The organism is Streptomyces sp. NPDC096012 (genome assembly GCF_040426375.1).
Classification (GTDB): Bacteria; Actinomycetota; Actinomycetes; order Streptomycetales; family Streptomycetaceae; genus Streptomyces.
This window is the reverse complement of record NZ_JBEOTD010000042.1, coordinates 54599-73043: the sequence shown is the minus strand read 5'-3', so window position 1 is coordinate 73043 and position 18445 is coordinate 54599. Positions and strand designations below refer to the sequence as shown.

Annotated in this window: 17 protein-coding genes and 4 pseudogenes; 9 read left to right on the top strand and 12 right to left on the bottom strand. The window is 69.1% G+C overall.

Annotation, left to right across the window (positions count from 1 at the left end):
* Positions 1–290, bottom strand: a pseudogene (locus tag ABVB68_RS30730) (transposase); the annotation flags it as partial.
* A gap of 113 nt (positions 291–403) precedes the next feature.
* On the opposite strand from ABVB68_RS30730, the gene ABVB68_RS30725 reads away from it, so the two are divergent.
* Positions 404–754, top strand: a complete 351-nt coding sequence (locus ABVB68_RS30725) for a hypothetical protein (RefSeq protein ID WP_353604443.1) — start codon at positions 404–406, stop codon at positions 752–754.
* A gap of 18 nt (positions 755–772) precedes the next feature.
* Here the strand turns inward: ABVB68_RS30725 and istB are convergent, their stop codons facing one another.
* The 5 genes and pseudogenes from istB to ABVB68_RS30705 form a co-directional block, all read right to left on the bottom strand.
* Positions 773–1543 (bottom strand): IS21-like element helper ATPase IstB, encoded by a 771-nt coding sequence (istB, locus tag ABVB68_RS30720; RefSeq protein ID WP_353604442.1) that lies wholly within the window; start codon positions 1541–1543, stop codon positions 773–775.
* Complete coding sequence (locus ABVB68_RS37045; RefSeq protein WP_503006377.1) at positions 1540–1998, bottom strand: Mu transposase domain-containing protein; 459 nt, start codon at positions 1996–1998, stop codon at positions 1540–1542. Before ABVB68_RS37045 ends, istB begins: the two co-directional genes overlap by 4 nt.
* 75 nt (positions 1999–2073) lie before the next feature.
* Positions 2074–2619, bottom strand: a pseudogene (locus ABVB68_RS37040) (DDE-type integrase/transposase/recombinase); the annotation flags it as partial.
* A gap of 466 nt (positions 2620–3085) precedes the next feature.
* Positions 3086–3478, bottom strand: a pseudogene (locus tag ABVB68_RS30710) (IS701 family transposase); the annotation flags it as partial.
* Positions 3479–3684: 206 nt separating this feature from the next.
* Complete coding sequence (locus ABVB68_RS30705; protein WP_317447580.1) at positions 3685–4521, bottom strand: NAD(P)H-binding protein; 837 nt, start codon at positions 4519–4521, stop codon at positions 3685–3687.
* A gap of 82 nt (positions 4522–4603) precedes the next feature.
* Here ABVB68_RS30705 and ABVB68_RS30700 point away from each other — a divergent pair, with 82 nt between their 5' ends.
* Together ABVB68_RS30700 and ABVB68_RS30690 are read left to right on the top strand one after the other, a co-directional pair.
* Positions 4604–5563, top strand: coding sequence for an AraC family transcriptional regulator (locus tag ABVB68_RS30700; protein ID WP_353604441.1), 960 nt, complete (start codon positions 4604–4606; stop codon positions 5561–5563).
* 647 nt (positions 5564–6210) lie between these two features.
* Entirely contained in the window at positions 6211–6828 is a 618-nt protein-coding gene (locus ABVB68_RS30690) for a dihydrofolate reductase family protein (RefSeq protein ID WP_353604440.1), read from the top strand.
* Between the two features lie 477 nt (positions 6829–7305).
* Here ABVB68_RS30690 and ABVB68_RS30685 read toward each other — a convergent pair whose 3' ends face one another.
* The gene (locus ABVB68_RS30685; protein ID WP_353604439.1) at positions 7306–7911 is read right to left on the bottom strand and encodes a hypothetical protein; all 606 of its coding nucleotides are present in this window, start codon (positions 7909–7911) and stop codon (positions 7306–7308) included.
* Positions 7912–8779: 868 nt separating this feature from the next.
* Here ABVB68_RS30685 and ABVB68_RS30680 point away from each other — a divergent pair.
* Complete coding sequence (locus ABVB68_RS30680) at positions 8780–8947, top strand: hypothetical protein (protein WP_353604438.1); 168 nt, start codon at positions 8780–8782, stop codon at positions 8945–8947.
* Positions 8948–9031: 84 nt separating this feature from the next.
* Here the strand turns inward: ABVB68_RS30680 and ABVB68_RS30675 are convergent, their stop codons facing one another.
* Both ABVB68_RS30675 and ABVB68_RS30670 read right to left on the bottom strand, forming a co-directional pair.
* Positions 9032–11851, bottom strand: coding sequence for an FtsX-like permease family protein (locus ABVB68_RS30675; RefSeq protein ID WP_353604437.1), 2820 nt, complete (start codon positions 11849–11851; stop codon positions 9032–9034).
* A gap of 5 nt (positions 11852–11856) precedes the next feature.
* Complete coding sequence (locus tag ABVB68_RS30670; RefSeq protein ID WP_353604436.1) at positions 11857–12585, bottom strand: ABC transporter ATP-binding protein; 729 nt, start codon at positions 12583–12585, stop codon at positions 11857–11859.
* A gap of 45 nt (positions 12586–12630) precedes the next feature.
* Between ABVB68_RS30670 and ABVB68_RS30665 the strand changes: the two genes are divergently transcribed.
* The 4 genes and pseudogenes from ABVB68_RS30665 to ABVB68_RS30650 all read left to right on the top strand — a co-directional run bounded on the left by ABVB68_RS30665 (position 12631) and on the right by ABVB68_RS30650 (position 15292).
* On the top strand, positions 12631–13248 hold the full coding sequence (locus tag ABVB68_RS30665) for a helix-turn-helix transcriptional regulator (protein WP_353604435.1): 618 nt from the start codon (positions 12631–12633) through the stop codon (positions 13246–13248).
* A 489-nt stretch (positions 13249–13737) separates the two neighbouring features.
* Positions 13738–14157, top strand: a complete 420-nt coding sequence (locus ABVB68_RS30660; RefSeq protein WP_353604434.1) for a PPOX class F420-dependent oxidoreductase — start codon at positions 13738–13740, stop codon at positions 14155–14157.
* A 25-nt stretch (positions 14158–14182) separates the two neighbouring features.
* Positions 14183–14362: pseudogene (locus ABVB68_RS30655) on the top strand (integrase core domain-containing protein); the annotation flags it as partial.
* A 108-nt stretch (positions 14363–14470) separates the two neighbouring features.
* Positions 14471–15292 (top strand): hypothetical protein, encoded by an 822-nt coding sequence (locus ABVB68_RS30650; RefSeq protein ID WP_353604433.1) that lies wholly within the window; start codon positions 14471–14473, stop codon positions 15290–15292.
* A 14-nt stretch (positions 15293–15306) separates the two neighbouring features.
* Here the strand turns inward: ABVB68_RS30650 and ABVB68_RS30645 are convergent, their stop codons facing one another.
* Positions 15307–15858 (bottom strand): hypothetical protein, encoded by a 552-nt coding sequence (locus tag ABVB68_RS30645; RefSeq protein WP_353604432.1) that lies wholly within the window; start codon positions 15856–15858, stop codon positions 15307–15309.
* Positions 15859–15985: 127 nt separating this feature from the next.
* On the opposite strand from ABVB68_RS30645, the gene ABVB68_RS30640 reads away from it, so the two are divergent.
* Complete coding sequence (locus tag ABVB68_RS30640; RefSeq protein WP_353604446.1) at positions 15986–16474, top strand: DUF4118 domain-containing protein; 489 nt, start codon at positions 15986–15988, stop codon at positions 16472–16474.
* Between the two features lie 173 nt (positions 16475–16647).
* On the opposite strand, the gene ABVB68_RS30635 is transcribed toward ABVB68_RS30640, so the two are convergent.
* Together ABVB68_RS30635 and ABVB68_RS30630 are read right to left on the bottom strand one after the other, a co-directional pair.
* On the bottom strand, positions 16648–16878 hold the full coding sequence (locus tag ABVB68_RS30635) for a SpoIIE family protein phosphatase (RefSeq protein WP_503006376.1): 231 nt from the start codon (positions 16876–16878) through the stop codon (positions 16648–16650).
* 148 nt (positions 16879–17026) lie between these two features.
* On the bottom strand, positions 17027–18130 hold the full coding sequence (locus ABVB68_RS30630; protein ID WP_353604431.1) for an AI-2E family transporter: 1104 nt from the start codon (positions 18128–18130) through the stop codon (positions 17027–17029).
* Between the last annotated feature and the right edge of the window lie 315 nt (positions 18131–18445).

Genomic DNA, 18445 nt, shown 5'->3' with positions numbered 1-18445 from the left:
CGGCGCTTCCATTTCTGCCGGGCAAGACCGTGGAACAGATCGTGGACAGGATGGTTGATCGCCCACCGGGTGACCACGGTGTCGTGCCGGGTGGTGGCCATGACGTGGAAGACGTCCGCCCGCTCCAGCTCCGAGCGCCAGCCCTTGGAGAAGCCGTAGGCGGCATCCGCGGTCACCCAGCGGAACGGGATCTTGTCCGTGATGGCGCGGCGGACCGTCGCCTTGGCCATGGCCACCTTCGTCTCGAAGGCGACCTCGTCGTCGATGCCGGCCCGGCGTGTCGACGTACGAGTGGAAAGCCCCAGCTCGGTACAGATGAACGTCCCCAGTTCGGTGGCTCGGATCGTGGGCGTGCGAGGATGTGCGGGTGGGTTTTCCCGGGGCTTCTTTCCGCTGGCAGCGCATGATCGAAGCACTTGCGGTTCTTGGTGCGGACTCGGCCGATCAACTCGCTTGGATCGACAAGCACAAGGTTGTGACCGACGAACTGGCCCTGGAATTCGATGACGCCTTTCGCCTGATGGCCGACCTCCAGCAGGAAGAGTTCCTGGATGCGGAAGCCTTGGGCAAGCTGCAGCTGATTGACGCGGTGCTGTGCGAGATGAGCGGCAGAGAGAACGCCGAGCGTTGGTCAAGGGAAGCGCTGGCCGCCGACGCAGGGTGGCGTCAGGTTCGGACCCTCGCGCGCGACCTGCTGGTCAGCCTGCAAGGGGATTGGCGCCGGTCACTACCCGGGATTCACGTCGTGCGATGACGCGATCGGGCAGTTCCTTCAGGCCACGTCGGTGTCCCGCTCAATGGCTTTGAGCCGGTTCTTGAGGCGGTAGCTGGGGCCGTTGATGGAGATCACGTCGCAGTGATGCAGGAGCCGGTCGAGGATGGCGGTGGCGAGGACCTCGTCGCCGAACACCTGTCCCCATTCGCTGAAGGTCTTGTTCGAGGTCAGGATGATCGAGCCCTTTTCATACCGCTTTGAAATGACTTGGAAGACCAGGTTCGCTTCTCCGCGCTCGAGGATCTCGTAGCCCACCTCGTCGACGACGAGGACGCCCGGTCGCAGGTAGGTGCCGAGCTTGTTGGCCAGGCGCCCGGCTGCTTCGGCGGCTTTGAGGTTGCGGACCATGTCGTCGAGGCTGGTGAAGTAGACCGAGTAGCCGGCCCGGCAGGCCGCGACGGCCAGAGCGACAGCGATATGCGTCTTGCCCACCCCGGGCGGACCCAGGAGGGCGGCGTTCGCCTTGGCCTCGACGAACGAGAGGGTGGCCAGGTCCTTGACCTTGCGCGGGTCGAGGTCGGGTTGGAACGAGAAGTCGTACTCATCAAGCGTCTTGTGGTGTGGCAGCCGGGAGAGCCGCAGCCCCTGGCGGAAGCGGCGGTCGTCGCGGACGGCCAGTTCCTCGGAGAGGACCAGGTCAAGGAAGTCGAGGTAGCCCATCTTTGCTTCGTCGGCCCGGCGGGTGAACTCGTTGATGGTTTCCGCGAGGTGGGGCAGGCCGAGCTTGCCGGCCGTGATGCGGATGCGGTTGCCGGTCAGCTCGCTCAAGACGATTCCTTCGTCGCTCGATGGGTGGTGAAGGGACGGGTGCCGGTCAGCTCGTCATAGACCGACAACGGCCGGCGCCCGACCTCGATCCGAGTGGCCGCGGCCCTGTTCAGCAGTGCCTGCAACGGGCCGGTCTCCTCGCCCCGCGGCCGCTCTTGCCGAGGCTGGATGGGGATGTCGCCGGTGGTGGTCCGGCGGTTCTTGCCGGTGGGCAGGCCGTCCCAGTGTGTCTCATCGACGACACGGGCACCGCGGCCGATCGCCCGGGGATGGGCGGCCAGCAGTGTGCTGCCATGGATGTCGGCGAGGGTGCCATGCAGCATGACCTGGGACTTCGTCGCCCGGATCTCGACCAGCTGACGAGCACGGACTCGCCGGGCCGGCACGGAGTAGAGGTTCCCGTCGAAGGCGACCAGGCAGTCCTTGCCGACGTGCCGCAGCTGCCGCTCGGCCACCAGATACGGGACCGACGGCAGCGGCTTGAGGGCCGCGTGGTCCCTCGCCGCCCGCTCCGCGATGACCTCACGGTGCGTTTTGTGGATCTGGGCCCGCCGCAGCGGCACCCATGCGGCGAACGCGGCGTCCATCTCCTCGACGGAGGAGAACGAGCGGCCGGACAGAACGTGATCGCGGACAATCAGGACCTGCCGCTCGACCCGGCCCTTGCCCTGCGGCCGGTAGGCGGCCAGGACGTCGATGTCGAAGTCGTAGTGACCGGCGAAGCCGACCGCTTCCGGGTGCAGCGGGACCGCCTCACCAGGAGCCACATGGCGGCGGACGACGGTCTTGGTCCGGTCGTAGACGATCGTCATCGGGACACCACCGAAGTGGGCGAAGGCTCGGCGGTGGCAGTCGAAGAAGGTCTGCAGGTCCTGGCTCGTGGTGAAGCAGCAGAACGGGTCGCGCGAGTACGAGAGCGTCATGTGGAAGGAGTAGACCTTTGGGATGCCCATGTGAGCGAGGATCTTTCCCTCGTCACCCCAGTCGACCTGGGCCTGGGCCCCCGGGATCACCTCGAACCTGCGGTGCATCCCCGCCAGTTCCTTGGGCGTGATCCCGAGTTCCTCGGCGATCCTGGGCCGAGCCGTCTGAACGTAGAGCTTGACCCGCTGATAGTTCCCGGTGAACCCCGTACTCCTGGACCAGCCGCCCGTGGATGACCGCGGCCTTCATCAGGACCTCGGCCCGGAGCATCGAGTCGATCAACGGCCCGAACTCGTCGATCACCCTCGCCCGCGACCGCCCACTCGCAGACCGCCGCGGAGGCGTTGCCGGCCCAGGCGCCGACAGGTACTTGCGGACCGTCTTGCGGTCCAGCCCGGTCTCCCTGGCGATCTCCGACAGGCTCATCGCCCCGGACTCCAGCAAACCGCGAAAGCGCCGGAGCTCCAACCAACGCTGCGGATCCAAGACCACTGCCAGCCCCCTCCGCCGCCCATATCGACCAAGCAGCAGAGTGCCGAGCAGCAGGTCTCACCGCATCAGCAACTGTCCCTTTTCATTCGTACGAGGCTGGGGACATTCACGTGTACGCCGACACCTACGGTCGATCAGTGCCCGTCCCTTGCTGGAGGCGTAGGCGAGGAACACGCCGACCTGGCTGTTCTCGATCCGGCCCGCCGTGCCGGTGTATTGCCGCTGCACGCCCGCCGAGGCGGTGCCCTTCTTCAGGAATCCCGTCTCGTCTGCGATCAGCACGCCGTCGTCGCCTCGCAGGTGCTCGAAAGCGTAGGCGCGCACGTCGTCACGGACCGCGTCGGCGTCCCAGCGGGCACTTCGCAGCAGACGCTGCATCGGCCCGGGGCGGGCGTGGCCGGCCTGTTCGGCCAGCCGCCAGCAGTTCTTCCGCTCGACGCCGGACAGTAGGCCGAGTACGAAGGCGCGGGCCGCGGCACGCGGCTCCACCCGCCGGAACCGGCCCGCAATCCGGGCCATGGCTTGGTCGAACATCGCCCGCCAGCGGGCGGCATCTATGCTGTGACCTGCGGCCACCGCGCGATCTTCAGGAGTCCACACAATCCTTGATCATCACGCGGTGGCCGTTCCCGTTCGCTCCAGGGTCCGACGCAAGATCGCGAATCCACACCGGAGTACTTGCGTCGCCACCGGCCGCCGGGCGAGCCCCGCGGCCGGTGGCGGGGTCAGCTCCAGCGGCCTGCGGCGGCGGCCTCGGCAACGAATTCCTTGAACGACCTGGGCGGCCGGCCGAGCGCCCGCTCCACGCCGTCGGAGACGCCTGCGCCCCGACCATCGCGGATATCCACGAGCAGGCCGGTGAGCAGCCGAGCGACGTCGGCGGGCACGCCTTCGGCGACCATGCGGTCCACGAAGACGTCGGGATCGACGTCGAGGTGACGGACCGTCCGGCCGGTGGCGGCGGCGATCAGGTCAGCCGCCTCGCCGAAGCCGATCGCCCGCGGCCCGGTCAGCTGGTAGGTCTGTCCGCTGTGGCGGTCCTCGGTCAGCGCCGAGGCGGCGACCTCGGCGATGTCCTCGGCGTCGACAAACGGCGTGCGCCCGTCGCCGGTGGGCAGGGCGAGTGTTCCGGCCAGGACGCCCGGCAGCCAGAAGGATTCGCTGAAGTTCTGCGCGAACCAGTCGGGTTGCAGAATGGTCCAGTCGACGCCGGAGTCGCGGACGGCCTGTTCGGCGGCCTTGAGCGGGTGGCCGTCGTCGGCCCTGCCGACGCCGTGGGCGGAGAGCAGCACCAGCCGCCGCACGCCTGCGGCGACCGCGTCGGCTACCAGGCGCGGGATGCGCGCCTGCCGGTCCACGCCGGGCTGCAGGTTGGGCTCCACGAGGTAGACGGCGGCGGCGCCGTCGAGGGCGGGCGCCCAGGTCGCCGGGTTGTCCAGGTCAAAGTGGGCGTCGCCGCCGGTGCGGGACGCCGTGCGGACCGGCTGGCCCTTGGCCGTCAGGCGGCGGGCGATGCGGCGGCCGGTCGTGCCGGTGCCGCCGAGAACGAGGATGGTCTTCATGCCCTCCAGACAACCCCGGTGGAGGCAGACGATCCATGGGAGAACGTCGCCGATACCTTTGTAATCGTCTAGCGTGGCTGGCATGGATGTCCTGAGCGATCTGCTGCACCGGGCCCGGGCCAGGAACGCGCAGATCCGGCAGCTGATCCAGCGGCCACCATGGTCGATGACCTTCGCCGACGCCCCTCCGCTCACGGTCGTGGCCACCCTCGGCGGCCACGCGTCAGTCCGGCTCGACGACGACCGCCAGGCCGCGCCGGTGCGGTTGGCCGCTGGGGACATCGCCCTGATCAGCGGCACCAACCGGTACACGATCGCCGACGCCCCGGACACCCCGCCGCAGGTGGTGATCCGCGGCGGAAGGAAGCATGTCATCGACAGCGGGACGGCAGCCCGGCAGAACCTGGCACCCCGCACGTACGGCGACGGACTGCCCGGCGCCACCACCCTGCTCCGGGGAGCCTACGAACTCCGCGGCGATGTGGGCGAGCGCCTGCTGGACATGCTCCCGCCGCTGGCCGTCGTGCCCGCCGGGCCACGCACCCGGGCGGCGCTGGACCTGCTCGCCGCCGAGGTAGCCCACGACGAGCCCGGCCAGGACGCCGTCCTGAACCGGCTGCTGGACCTCCTACTGGCACTCGCGCTGCGCGCCTGGTGCGCCCGGCCACAGGCCCAACCCTCCTCCTGGTATGGCGCGCTGGCCACCCCGGCCGTTGGCGAGGCTCTGCGCCTGCTGCACGAGGAGCCAGCGCGCCGGTGGACGGTCGCCGAACTGGCCACGCGGGTCGGCCAGTCACGGGCCACCTTCGCCGCGCGCTTCACCGGCGCGGTCGGCGAGCCGCCGCTCACATACCTCACCGGCTGGCGGATGGCCTTGGCGGCGGATCTGTTGCGCGACACGGAGGAGACCGTCGCCGCGGTGGCGCGCGAGGTGGGGTACGAGGACGCGTTCGCGTTCAGCGTGGCGTTCAAGCGGGCGCGCGGGGTCAGCCCGTCGGACTGGCGGCGGCAGGTGCGGTCGGGACGGCGGGTCAATTCATGACGGATGATCGTACGGGTCGGCCGATCCACCGCCTGCTCAGTGCCTTGCCGACCCCACCGACCACGTCTCCGCACAGGCCGACGCACTGGTCGAACTGGCGCAGACACCGCCAGGCCACAGCCTGCCGCAGCCACTGTCGGCGACGCCTCGCCGATCCCTCAACCGGATAGCTCACGAAGTCGCACTGGAGTATTAGGGCCAGCCTTTCGTCGGCGAGTACCGAGCGATCCTCGCCCGACCTGAGGCCATCCTTCATCTCATTCTATTAGGAGTTTTTAGAGGCGCGGCCAGGCGGGCGGATCGTCCAGGAGTACCGCGACGCCGAGGACACCGACGGGTCCGGCCCGGCCGCCGGACGCGCCGAGGGGGTCGTGGAGGACGCGCGTCCCGGCGGGCGCCTCACCTACCGGATCTCCCCGGTGCTCCCGAACGGGAGCCACGCCTTCACCGCCCACGTCGACTTCGCCCTGCGCCGACCGACACCGGCACGGACCTCGACGTCCATGGCAGCTCACCGACAGCACCGTCGACTCCGCGGACTTCGTCGCGGGCATCGAGATCGGTTTCGGCCAGAGCCTGGACAAGCTCGCGGCGGCCCTCACCGCCGGCCCCCGGGACACCGACAGCACCAGCAGAAGGAGCACGACATGACCGACTCCGCCGCCCCGGCCACCCCCGCCGCGCGCAAGGTGACCACGAACCTGGTCCTCAGCCTCGACGGGCGCTACAACAGCCCCGGCAGAGCCGCCGACTTCGGCGCGTTCGTACCGTACGCGACCACCGAGGGGGCGCGGGACCAGCTCACCCGCATCTGGGAGAACGCGACGACGGCCGTGCTCGGCCGGGTCAACGCCGAAGGTTTCCTGGGCTTCTGGCCGTCCGTCGCGGACAGCGAGAAGGCCGATCCGCGGGACCGCGGCTACGCCAAGTGGCTCGTTCACACGGAGAAGGTGGTCTTGTCGACCACCCTGACCGAGGCCCCGTGGGAACGCACCCGCTTGGTCGACGCCCCCGCCGCGGACGTCATCGCCGACCTCAGGATCACCTGCGAGGGGGAGATCCTCGTCAACAGCAGCGCCAGCGTCATCAGGGCCCTGCTGTCGGCGGTCCTGCTGGACCGGCTGTACCTGATCGTCATTCCCGAGGTCCTCGGCGGCGGACAGCGCCTGTTCGAGGACGGCCTGCCCGACTCCCGCTGGAAGCTGACCCACCACGAGGTCGGTGAACTGGGCGAGACGGCCCTGGTCTACAACCGGATCCGCTGAGACCGCCTCAAACGCCCGCCCGGCGCGCCGCCCGAGTCCGAGCCGCGCGCTGACCGCCGGCCGCCGGGCGCCGGGCGGCCATAGGCACCTTCGGCTCGGCCACACCCTTCGGGGCGTACACCACCGAAGCATGGCCCTGCGCTGCGGCCGAGAGGGTGGCGGCGGGAGGTCGAAGTGCGCCACCGTGGCGCTCCGACCACACCACAGGCGCGGCCGGCGCTTCGGGGCAGTACAGGATGAGCGCAGCGACGCACTCGTCATCGGCAGGGTGCTGGACGGCCGGCGGGGCGTCGGGGGTGGTCCAGCCGCGGGCGTGCAGAGCGTGGGCGACGTCGGCGAGGTAGGAGCGTGCCTGGCGGCCGCGCAGGAGACGTTCTGGCCGGTGACGCCGACCGAGTCCCGACGGCGTCCTGGATGATGTTCCAGGGACCAGGTGCACAGGTGCGACCGGCTCCGCCTCTTGCTCGCCGCCCCCCGTCAGGGTCGAAGACCCGCGCGTCGCAACGTCAGCGTCGACAGGTCGGCGATGACGTCAGGGTCCCCGCGACGCCAGGCGTCGGCCAGGCCGCCCGGCGGCGTGGCAAGCGCGACCAACGGCCGCTGCGGTCCGGTGAGCGCACGCAGCGCGAGGAGGTCGGCGCCACCGGGAGCATCGAAAAGGCGACGAGTGGTGGCGCTCCGCCGGATCCACCGCAGCCGTGGAACGAGCCACAACACCAGGATCACGGCGGTCGGAAGGACGATCAGGGCGATCGTCGTGAGCGTGGCGACATGGCCCACGGTGTCCTGCAACGACTGTCCGGCAGCGGAGAGACTCGTGCCAGCCTCGGCCGCGGACTCGAGCGGCTTCTTCAACGAGTCACCGACGAACGGGACCTTGGAGGCCGCGTTGCCCGCATCGTCGAGACTGGAGGCAAGACTGTCGCCCGCGCTCCCGGCTTTCCGCCCGGGCTCGGCCAACGCCAGGATCGCGTCACGGACGACCAGGGCGAACTTCACCGTGCTCGCGATCAGGAGCAGAGCGATCAGATCCGCGATCAGCTGACGACCCCGACGCGCTGGGCTTTGGGCGTAGAGACGCATGGACGTGCTCCTGTTCCGATGGCGACATCGACAAAAGCCAACTCCGAACCGGTGGCACGCAGCTCGTGCCTGCGGGGATGACCGCGAGGATCGGCGGGTGGCTTGACGGTACATGGGACGCGCGGACGATATCCGGGGTACGCACGCTCAGGACCGGTCACGCCCTCCACCGGACCGGCCGACACGGGCATTCGCCCGCCGACCGTCTTCCATCGACATCGCAGGCCTGCTTTGACGCGCCCGCGGCAGCGTGTCTGGAGAACAACGTTCCGCGCCCCACTCGCGGTGCATGACGGCGGGCTGCTGCCCTCGAGCCACGGCACCTGGTCACCCTGTCTCGGCGGCCTACCCCAGACCGGTTATCCGCTACCGCTCTTGGCTGGTGTCTGGGCCCTGGCTTGTGATCGTGCAAAGCTGTCCATCAGGTGGGCCGGATGTGCTGTTCAGGCGGCGCCGTTACTGCTGGCGGCGTCCCGAGTGTCGCGGTGACCGGCCTGGCTTTAGTACACCGCGACGGTACCAGTGGCGCGAAGGTGCCGCCGAGACCGCCGCGATGAGACCGCTGACTGGGCGACCTTTGGGGCGTCCAGCAGGTCCGGCCGAGCGCTGGAGTGCCGCCGCGCTGTGGACAGGCCCGGTGTCGACCTCCAGGTGAGCCCTTGCCGGGCGTCCGCCACCCCGTGGTGCGGGCACATCACGCCCTTGGGCCGGCCGCTCGGCGATGTCTCGGGTCGTTCTGGCCATCCACGCCGGCCCGTGTCCCCCCTCTGGGGCCACGCTGCGCCGTCGCGTACTCGAGGATACGTCCGAGAGCTGCTTCGAGTACCTGCTGGAAGAGCTTCACCAACCCCTCGACCCTGAGGTGCGGGTGGCGGCGGCTCAGCTGCTGGCCACATGCTGGGCGACGGACCGCCGCACCGTGGCCGCCCTCACCGAGCGGGCCGGTGTGGAGGAGGACCCCGACAGCCGCGCCCGGATCGAAGCAGCCGTAACCACCGCCACCGTCTACGCACCCATTCACGACCTGCTCTTCTGAGAGACCGGACACCACCACATGGCTCGTCGCCCGATCCGCGCCTTGCTCGTCACCGGCGAGCACGCGATCCCCGCCACCCCTGATTCAGTCGGCGGCGAGCAGGCGAACGGGGGCGAGCCGGGACAGGGCCCGGATCGGCACCATCAAAGCCGCGCTCACCAGGATGGTCGCCGTCAGGGTGGCCAGGAGTGCGGCGCCGGTTACCGCGAGAAGGTGTCCGTGCAGGACGCCTTGTCCCAGCGACAGCACTCCAGCCAGTCCGGCTACCGCGCCGGCCAGTCCGCCCAGCAGGGCCAGTCCGATTCCCTCATAGAGGGTCAGCATCGCCAGTTCGCGGTTGGTCCAGCCAGTTGCCCGCAGGACCGCGAGATCGGCAGCTCGCTCGCGCTGTGAAATGACCAGGACGTCGATGGCGCCGGCCGCGCCCAGCAACAAGGACAGGGCGACGCTGAGGTAGTCGGCCACGCGCGCCTGCGCCACCACGGCGTTGCCGAGCAGCGATCCGGCCACCTCGCCCCGGAAGGCCAGCGTCATAGCGAGAAGCATCGTGAAGCCGGCCGTTCCCAGTGCCAGCCCGGCCGCGCCGAGCAACGTGCGCCCCCTCACCCGCAGGAGGTTGAGCACGGCCAGTCCGGCCACCGAACGGACCGGGCGTGTGCGATGGACCGCCGTCACCGCGGACCGCGCTGCTTCCATCGGCCCGAGCCGGGTGGCGAGCCAGGCGGGAACCATGCCTGCGGCCGTGGCCAGGAGGAACGCCACCGGCAATACAAGGAGTGACTTGGCTCCGGTGTCGGGCTGCCCAAGCACCCGGCCCAGCGCATAGGCCACCACCGTGCCCGCAGCCCCCGCGGCGAGGCCGATCACCGCCAGTTCGCCGAGAACGAGGCGAAGGACCTCGCCACTGCTCCAGCCCAGACAGCGCAAGGTGCCGATCTCGGTGCGGCGCGAGCGTACCGAGGCCAGCGCCGCCTGCCCGAGGAACAGCGCGCACACGACGAGAACGAGCACGAAGAGCACGGCGCTCTTGGTGTCCACCGCTCTGAGGATGCGCAGTGCCACACCCTTGGCGACCCAGCGCTCCGTCACCTGTGCCGAGGCACTCAGCGCCACCGTCTGCGGGGCGGGCGAACTGCCGACGGTGACGTCGACCTGGAGGCCCGGGTAGGCGGCCTGAATCCTCCCGGCCACAGCGTTCACCCGCGCGCGGGACGCGGTGTCGACGCCGCTCACCCCGGCCACGCGGATCCTGATCGCGCTGACCGGCGCTGTGTCCTGCAGGCTCGGGATCCGGCGGCTCTTGGTGAGCGCGGTGATGGAGTCCATCGTCGTCAGCATGGTGGGCGGCGGGCTGAGGTAGCCGCCCAAGTTCCGGTCGGGACGCAGGGGTTGATCCTTAAGTGCTTTGCGGGTGGCTCCGTCCGCCCCGGTGACCTGGGGTGGCTGGTAGGTCTCCAGGGGGGCCTCGGAGAGCGGTGCGAAGCCGGACAGCTTCCCGGCGTCGTAGCGGCCGACCAGGTGGACGAAGGGATTGGGCAGACGCCCTGAGTCGACGCCGTCGCAGAAGCCCCTCCCGATGCAGTCTGTGGCGGCATGTTTGGTCACTTTACGATACTGCTCGCCCTGGTTTTCCTCGGGAACGAAGGGGAAGGGCTGCTCGGACGAGTTGGTCACCCACAGGCTGGGCTTCTGCGGCGGCTGCGTTTTTGCGACGAGTTCACCGCCCGGCGTCTTGCGGTAGGTGACCGGGCCGACCGTCCAGTAGACGTCGGTGTTGAACGAGTCCTCGCCCAGCGTCTTCCGGTAACCCTGGCTCAGGTCGGCGCGAACCTGGCCTACGGGGGTGCCGTGCAGGCCGCTCACAAAACTGTGAGCGGTCGGGTTGCCCAGCTTGGAGGGCAGCTCGGCCTGATCACCGATATCGAGTCGCTCGACAGTGGCGCTGAGCGTCCCGGCGGTCAGCGGGTTGCTGCTGAGCAACGCCGGGATGTAGGAGTCGCGCTGCCCGTGGACGCTCCTCGAGGAAGGCACCCACGGTTTGTCCTTCGCGGTGAGCATTCTGCCCGAGGTGACCGCGTCGCCCAGGCCCACCAGACGGTCCTCTGCGACCGGATCGACGGCGGACAGCAGCACCGGGTAGCCCGTCCAGACGTCGATGGTGGCCTTGTCCTGCCCGGACTGGCAGTTCATCATCGAGTGCAGGTCCCGGTCGAACGCGGAATTGCCACTGCGGTCTTCGGCTATGAGGTTCGGCTTCATGGGCAGGTCAATGTTGAAACGCGCCTTCTCGGTCTTGTCCCGGTTGAAATAGAAGCAGACGTCATACTTGCCCTTCAACTGGTACTGACGCGTGCTCTTGTGCGTCGTGCCCTCTTCCAGCGTGTCGGATCTGAAGAGGCCGTCCGAACTCTCTGCCGACGTCAAAGGCCTGCGGGTGAGGTAGACATACTGATCGGCCATGCGCTGAACACCCAGTCCAGCGGTGAGCGTGGGGCTGAGTCGCAGGATCTGCCGGGACGCGCCGCTGTCCAAAAAGCGGGACACATCCACGGTGACGGAGCTTCCCACCACGAGATAGCCGATGTTGGCGACCGGCGCGGCCACGTCCACTCCGGCCATGTCGCGGATACGTCGGTACTGATCCATGGTGATGCCGCCGAACGTACCGGACAGGAAGTTCGGCGCGACCCGTCCGCTCTGCCGCTCCACGGCTGTCTGGGAGCCAGGCGGACGCACCAGGACGTCGTAGGCGGACCGTGCGTTCCGGCGTACCTCGCCCACCGTCGTCGCCCTACTCGTGCTCACCGTGGCGGTCAGCAGGGTAAAGCTGGTCGCCGCCACCAGGATTCCGGCGGCCAGGGCTAGCGCGCGCCCGCGCCGCCGCCGGAGCTGGCCGAGAATCATCGTTATCACGGGCGCAGGCCCCCCAGCCGGTCCAGCACGTCCCTGGAGGGCGTGAGCCGCTGGTCAGAGGTGATCCTGCCGTCCTGCAACCGCACCACCCGGTCGCCGTTGGAGGCGACTTCCGCGTCATGGGTGGCGATCAGCATCGTCATCCCGTACCGCTCGCGCAGCGACATCAGCAGGTCGATGATCTCCCGCCCGATGATGCTGTCCAGGTTGCCTGTCGGCTCGTCGGCCAGCAGCAGTCCCGGCCGGTTGACCAATGCACGTGCGATCGCGATGCGTTGCTGCTGGCCACCCGACAACTGCGAGGGAAGGGCGTCGGCCCGCCGGCCCAAGCCGACCGCTTCGAGGAGCTCCATGCCACGCACTCGCCGGTCGAAGCCCACCCTGCGCGGCAGGACGGGTGCGAGCACGTTGTCCAGCGCAGTCAGCGCGGGCAGCAGGTGGAAGCGCTGGAAGACGAAGCCGATGCGCCGCCGGTGACCGTCCAGATCCCGGGGCAGCAATTTTGTCCCGTCGATCTCGACGTGCCCCTCGTCGGGCTGATCCATACCACCTGCCACATGCAGCACGGTGGACTTGCCGGCACCGGAAGGCCCGGTCAGCATCACCACCTCGCCGGCGGGAACCTCGAAGTCCACCCCGTCCAGGGCGACGAGCCGCGGATACCGGCGGCTCACCCCGCGCAACGCCACGCTCACAGCCATCGATACAGCCTCGCCCTCATACATTGTTGCAATGTAGGGGTATCGTGTCACAACACAGAAGGGAGGTATATGCCACTCCACCACGCCGTGCTCGCGCTGCTGACCGAGCGACCAAACCACGGATACGAACTCAAGACGCGCTTCGAGGAGACCATCGGCCCGCAATGGGGCGGCCTCAACATCGGTCACCTCTACCAGATCCTCGAACGCCTGGTCCGTGACGGCTACGTCTCACGCTCACAGGTCGCACAGACCGACCGGCCCGACAAGAACCTGTACACCCTCACCGAAGCCGGCGAGAGCGAGTTGCGTGACTGGGCCACCACTGCCTGGGTGCGAGTCGGCGGCTTCCGCGATGAGCTGTTCCTGAAGCTCCTCGGTGCCGTCGCCCTGGGGCCGCAGACCCTCGACAAACTGATCGAGTCGCAGCGGCAGACCTACCTGTCCGAACTCGCCGGCCTGGCACAACAGCGCCGGGCCCACAGCGGCGAGCCACTGGTTGCGGTCCTGATCGACGCCGCCATCGCACACACCAAGGCCGACCTCGCACTGCTGGACAGCGCGGCACAACATCTGGGCCCACTCGCCGCAGCACACGACGCGCAAGCGTCAGGGCGTTCACCACGGCAGGCACCCGACCCCGTCGAGGCCAGTGACGGCATCGACGGAACGGAAAGGTCTGCGTAGCCGACGCTGCGATCACGGACCGTCGCGGGAAGCGCAAGCGGTACGGCCTGAACGCCCAGGTCCCAACCTCCGCCCGGAACCGATCATTCGCCCGCGACCGATTCAGCTGATTCGACCGCGGTTCCCTCAGCGGCAGCACGTACAGCTGGTCCCAGCCGCCGACCTCGTTCCAGGCGGCCGGCCATCGCCAGCAGGTATTCCCGAGCCGAAGCCCAGCTCCTGCGGCAGATCCCCCATCGGCTGTTGAACAGGATCGAGTGGGATGCCGACGAGGTCCTCGACTACGTGCGGGACTACGGCGTGGAACGGTCTACTTCCGCGACAACGGCCACCGCGCCCACGGCCTCGAAGTCGAACTCACCGACCCGATCGACCTGGAATTCGAGCTGTAGTCGGCCGCGGGACGTGGCCCGATGGCTCCGGCGAGGTGCGCCGCACCCCGTTCAGGGAACTCGGCGGCCAACGACAGGAAGACAGGAAGGGAACCCCATGTCCAAGCCCCCGCTGCCGCCCGCGGCCGAAGAGATGCTGCGTCACCCCAACCCGTGCGTGGTAGCCACCCTGCGCAAGGACGGCGCCCCGGTGACCACACCCACCTGGTACCTCTGGGAGGACGGCCGCGTCCTCCTGAACATGGACGAGGGCCGGGTCCGCCTGGAGCACCTGCGCCGCGACCCGCGGGTGTCCCTCACCGTCCTCGACCGGGACGACTGGTACACGCACGTCACCCTCATCGGCCGGGTGACCGACATACACGAGGACAAGGGCCTGGCCGACATCGACCGCCTCTCCACGCACTACACCGGACGGCCCTACCCGGACCGGGGGCGCACCCGGTTCAGCGCCTGGGTCGAGGTCGAGCGCTGGCACGGCTGGGGCGCGCACAAGGACACCGACCAGGCGGGGTGAGACCCGGTGGAGGGCCGGGATCACACGCTTCAACCGCACCCTGCTCGACGAAGGGGCCTACCTGCGGCCCTACACCAGTAACACCGAACGCACCGACGCCCTGGCAGACTTCCTGCACACCTACAACAACCACCGCTGCCACACCGCGCTCAAAGGGCAACCACCCGCCAGCCGCGTCCCCAACCTCACAGGGCAATACATCTAGCCGAGCATGTCCGCCCCTGGATGATCTAGAGTTCCGGCGGCGGCAGTCGATCCGCCGATCAGATACTGGACTCAGGGGTGGGGATTGATCACTGCAAAGTCTGCTGTTGTGCAGCGGAGAATTCCGGCGATCGTGCGGCGGGTAGCGGCCGCGGCGGTGGCCGGGGGTACGGCGCTGGTGGGCGTGGGGCTCACGGCGCCGGCGGCACACGCGGCTGAAGGCGACATCTCGTTCTCGAACGTCGTCCTCAACAACGGCAAGCCCATCGTCGTCGGCCTCAGTGCCGAGGTCGAGGCCCCTTTGACCTACACGGTCAAGAGCAACGTGTCGCTCGACGACTGGTGGGTCGAGGCCTACCGCACCAACGGGTCCACCAGGTACCTGCTTGCGGTCTCCACGACTCGGTGGAGCTGCAAGACATCCTCCGCGGGGGGCTACACCTTCCGCGACTGCGACGAGACGATGACCATCGACCCGGACGGCATGCCGGGCGGTAACGGCAACCATCTCGTCAACAGTGACGCCGCGGCGTGGAAGACCCTCGGAACAGGCATCAAGAAGAACGGCGGTTACGACACCGACCTGCTCTCCGCGACGGTCCGCCTCCAGCGTGCCTCGCGTATCCAGAACGCGAACGCGTCCCCCGAACCCGTCGCCAAAGGCAAGCAGATCACCGTCACCGGCACCGTGCAGCGCGCCAACTGGAGCCGGCACCGCTACGACAACTACGGTGACCGACTGGTGAAACTGCAGTTCAAGCCCGCCGGTTCCAGCAGCTACTCCACGCTCAAGACGGTCACCGCCAGCAGTACCGGCTACCTGAAGACCACCGTGACAGCCTCCCAGGACGGCACCTGGCGCTGGAGGTACAGCGGCAACACCACCACCGGTGCCAGCAACTCCTCCGGCGACTACGTCGACGTGACCTGACACCCGTGCCACGGTCACTGCGGCTGACCGCACAGTGAAGACCCCGCTTTGGCGGGGTCTTCGCCGTGCCCGACGCCCTGACGGCAGCTCGCGCCGGCGCCTCCGCCGGCCCGGGACGGTAGAGCCGACGCCAGCGGCAGGACCACCTGCACCAGCGCCCGGTCGTTCGGCGCTCGGTGACCACAAGCACACCGAGAAACAGGACGGCGGGGGAACCACTCCCATTCCTGGCAGTCCCTGAAGAACGTCCTGGTCGCGGTGAGGTAGCCGGCCTTTGTGCGAAGGGACAGCGGTTTGCCGCCGCGCTTGTCGAGTCCCGCCCGGCGCTGCACGTGCTCGCCGACGGTCATCCGGTCCAGCGCCGCGACCCAGACCGCGCAGGCGCAGGTCTCGCGGGTCCACTGGGCGGGTTCGACGATCTCGGGGTGCTCGGCGGCCAGCCACCGGCCTGTCTTGGCCACGATGGACCGGAACCCGCCTCTGACCTTCGGCCCGAGCGTCGAGGTCTCATGCCAGCGCTCCACCATCGCGGCCCAGGGCTCGGGAACTCCTTCGAGATCGGGCATCACGGCGTGGATGGGCTTGGGCGGTGGGCCGGCGTGTCCGAGGGCGGCGATCGCCCGGTGAACACCGTGGAGGTTTCCGCGCCGGGCCCCGGACGGGGCGCAGGGCTCTCGCGGGCCCGTTGCGGCCCTGTCGTCGGCCGCGTGGTTCGACTTCTTCCTCACCCGTCCGTACCAAAGCTTCAGCATCAAACGCGGTGCGGACATCACCACGGCCGTCCTGCTGCTGGCGGTGGGCCTGGCCGTGTCGCAGCTGGCCACTCGCGCCCGGCGGCTTGAGGCGCTCGTCGTCACGGATGCCGACTGCCTGGCCCGTGTCCACGACACCGCCCGACTCGCCCAGACCAGCAGATTCGCCGACGCAGTGGTCGATCACGTCAAGCGGCAACTCACCGAGCTGCTGCAACTTCGGGAGTGCCGGTTCGAGTACGGCTCCCTCCTCGGCCACCCCGCCCGTCTGAAGCAAGATGGCAGCGTCACCGCCGGCCGCAAACCAGAGATCCCTTCAGGGCGGACCTCGGGTGGGCCTCGCGCCTTCGCGAGAGCTGTGCGACCAGGCGGAGGTCCCGGCCGTGCTCAACGAGCGCAGGGGGATGACCGGGGCGCGGCCGGCCGGTGAAGCCGTCGGAGACCTCACATGTCAGCACCCGGTGCCGGATGACCGCAGTCGGCTGGGGCCGTCGCCGTGCGGACGGCGTTGGCGACCAGTTCGCTGACGTGAGCATGAACCTGCCCTGTAATCGGCCGCCTGCGCTGCGCCCGCAGTTCGATTTCTTGCCGAGGCCAGCCGCGCTAGTCGACGTCCCAGCCGGCCCTCTTGAACGGGCCGATCGATTCCACGGACGTCACGAGCACCAGGCCGAGGCCAAGCGGAGCTCCGGGGGGCGGGTCGGGGACGGCGCCCCCGCCTCGCGGGCCGACGATCAGGGGCGGAGGATGCCCGGCACTCGCCATCGTGCACCGTCGGGTGACCGGGTCGTAGACGGCGTGCAGACAGGGGGCGCCCACTAGCGCGATCGTCAAGCGCCTCAAGAGTGATTCAGTGATCAGAAATGGGGCGGCGTGTAGGTTCACCGTCGCGTGGATACCGGCGACATCCATGTCGACGCACTGAAGGCGCTCGCGCTATGGACGGGGGTGTCGCTCCCGGCGGCTGAGTGTGACAGGGCGGTCATTCGCGGTCGCCGGGCCCGTCGGCATTCTCCGGGTTGTCGTCCGCGCTCATCGGCGACCGACGCAGCCGACCCCCGCGGTGGGCCCACAGGTCCCCGAGGACGACCTGGAGCACGCCGGTGACCGGAATGGCCAGCAAGGCACCCAGGATCCCGCCGACCTCGGCCGCGATCAGGATGGCCAGCAGCACGGTGAGGGGGTTGAGTTTCACCGTCCGAGACAGGATGAGCGGTTGCAGTAGGTGGTTCTCCGCCTGCTGATAGACGACGAAGAAGACGATGGCTCCGATGCCGGCCGGCAAGGAGTGGACGAACGCCACCGCGGAGGCGACGACAGCCCCTATGGTGGCCCCCACCAGGGGAATGAGGTCGGTCACGGCGACGAAGACGGCCAGCAGGCCGGCGAAGGGCACTCCGAGAACGAGCAGCACGACGTAGGTCAGAAGCCCGCAGATCAAGCTGATCAGCAGGTTTCCGGTCAGGTAGCCGTTGACGGTACGGGCGCACGCGGCTCCGACGCGGCGTATGCGGGCCGCGGGCGCCGTGTCCATCAGGGCCAGGGACCGGTCTATGGCCCTGGGGCCCTCCAGGACCATCAGATAGGCCAGGACGAAAACGGTGAGAGCGCCTGTCGCCGTGGCCGCGGCACCGCGAACGAACCTCAAGGCGGGCGTACTCAGTCCGGTGGCGAACGCGCGGATCTGTGCCTGATGGCGCTGCGCGTACTGGAGTGCGTGCGTCCGCACCAGCAGGCTACCGACCGGCCCGCGGCCCGCCTGGGCGTCCCTGATCATGGCGGGCAGCCGACCGGCGAGCCTGCTTCCCTCCTGAGCCAGGGGGATGACGAACAGTGCGACCACTGCGCCGACGGCCACGGCAGCGGCCAAGAAGACCAGCAAGGCCGCCACCGACCGCCGGCATCGCGGCAGCCGTCGCTGCAGCGCCTCGACCACGGGATGCAGGGAAACGGCCAACAGCAACGCGATGACCGCCCAGACCAAGACCCGGCGAGCATGCACCACCAGCTCGAGGACGACGTAGGTGGCGAGCACCAGGCCGATGGTGGCGAGGATGGTGCGCACCGGAACCGGACGCGACGCCATGGGCACTGGGTGCCCAGCCTTGGTCAACGGAAACGAGGTGAACTCCTCGCCCGGTGAGCCCTGATGTCCTGCGCTCTCGCCACTGCGCCACCCCCCTCTGCCACGGCAGCGGCAAGTCGGCGACCGGCGCCGCCCTGTCCCTACACGGCCACCTCGGGGCGAGCCGTGCAGACGGTGGAGGCATCCGCGGGCTCTGTCCGCCTACCCCTATGGCGGCTGGCGATGGTCACGTCCTGAGCAGCAACTCCGGCTGCGACGCACGCATGGTGCGGAATCGGTGGAGGCCAAGCGGCGATCGTAAGGGCCGGGAAGCGG

What these genes read in the sequence shown, in the direction of transcription:
- ABVB68_RS30645 (WP_353604432.1), bottom strand. Translation starts at nt 15,858, where the DNA reads ATGCCCGATCTCGAAGGAGTTCCCGAGCCCTGGGCCGCGATGGTGGAG.
- ABVB68_RS30725 (WP_353604443.1), top strand. Translation starts at nt 404, where the DNA reads ATGATCGAAGCACTTGCGGTTCTTGGTGCGGACTCGGCCGATCAACTC.
- ABVB68_RS30660 (WP_353604434.1), top strand. Translation starts at nt 13,738, where the DNA reads ATGTCCAAGCCCCCGCTGCCGCCCGCGGCCGAAGAGATGCTGCGTCAC.
- ABVB68_RS30675 (WP_353604437.1), bottom strand. Translation starts at nt 11,851, where the DNA reads ATGATTCTCGGCCAGCTCCGGCGGCGGCGCGGGCGCGCGCTAGCCCTG.
- ABVB68_RS30705 (WP_317447580.1), bottom strand. Translation starts at nt 4,521, where the DNA reads ATGAAGACCATCCTCGTTCTCGGCGGCACCGGCACGACCGGCCGCCGC.
- ABVB68_RS30685 (WP_353604439.1), bottom strand. Translation starts at nt 7,911, where the DNA reads ATGCGTCTCTACGCCCAAAGCCCAGCGCGTCGGGGTCGTCAGCTGATC.
- ABVB68_RS30690 (WP_353604440.1), top strand. Translation starts at nt 6,211, where the DNA reads ATGACCGACTCCGCCGCCCCGGCCACCCCCGCCGCGCGCAAGGTGACC.
- ABVB68_RS30630 (WP_353604431.1), bottom strand. Translation starts at nt 18,130, where the DNA reads ATGGCGTCGCGTCCGGTTCCGGTGCGCACCATCCTCGCCACCATCGGC.
- ABVB68_RS30700 (WP_353604441.1), top strand. Translation starts at nt 4,604, where the DNA reads ATGGATGTCCTGAGCGATCTGCTGCACCGGGCCCGGGCCAGGAACGCG.
- ABVB68_RS30665 (WP_353604435.1), top strand. Translation starts at nt 12,631, where the DNA reads ATGCCACTCCACCACGCCGTGCTCGCGCTGCTGACCGAGCGACCAAAC.
- ABVB68_RS30670 (WP_353604436.1), bottom strand. Translation starts at nt 12,585, where the DNA reads ATGTATGAGGGCGAGGCTGTATCGATGGCTGTGAGCGTGGCGTTGCGC.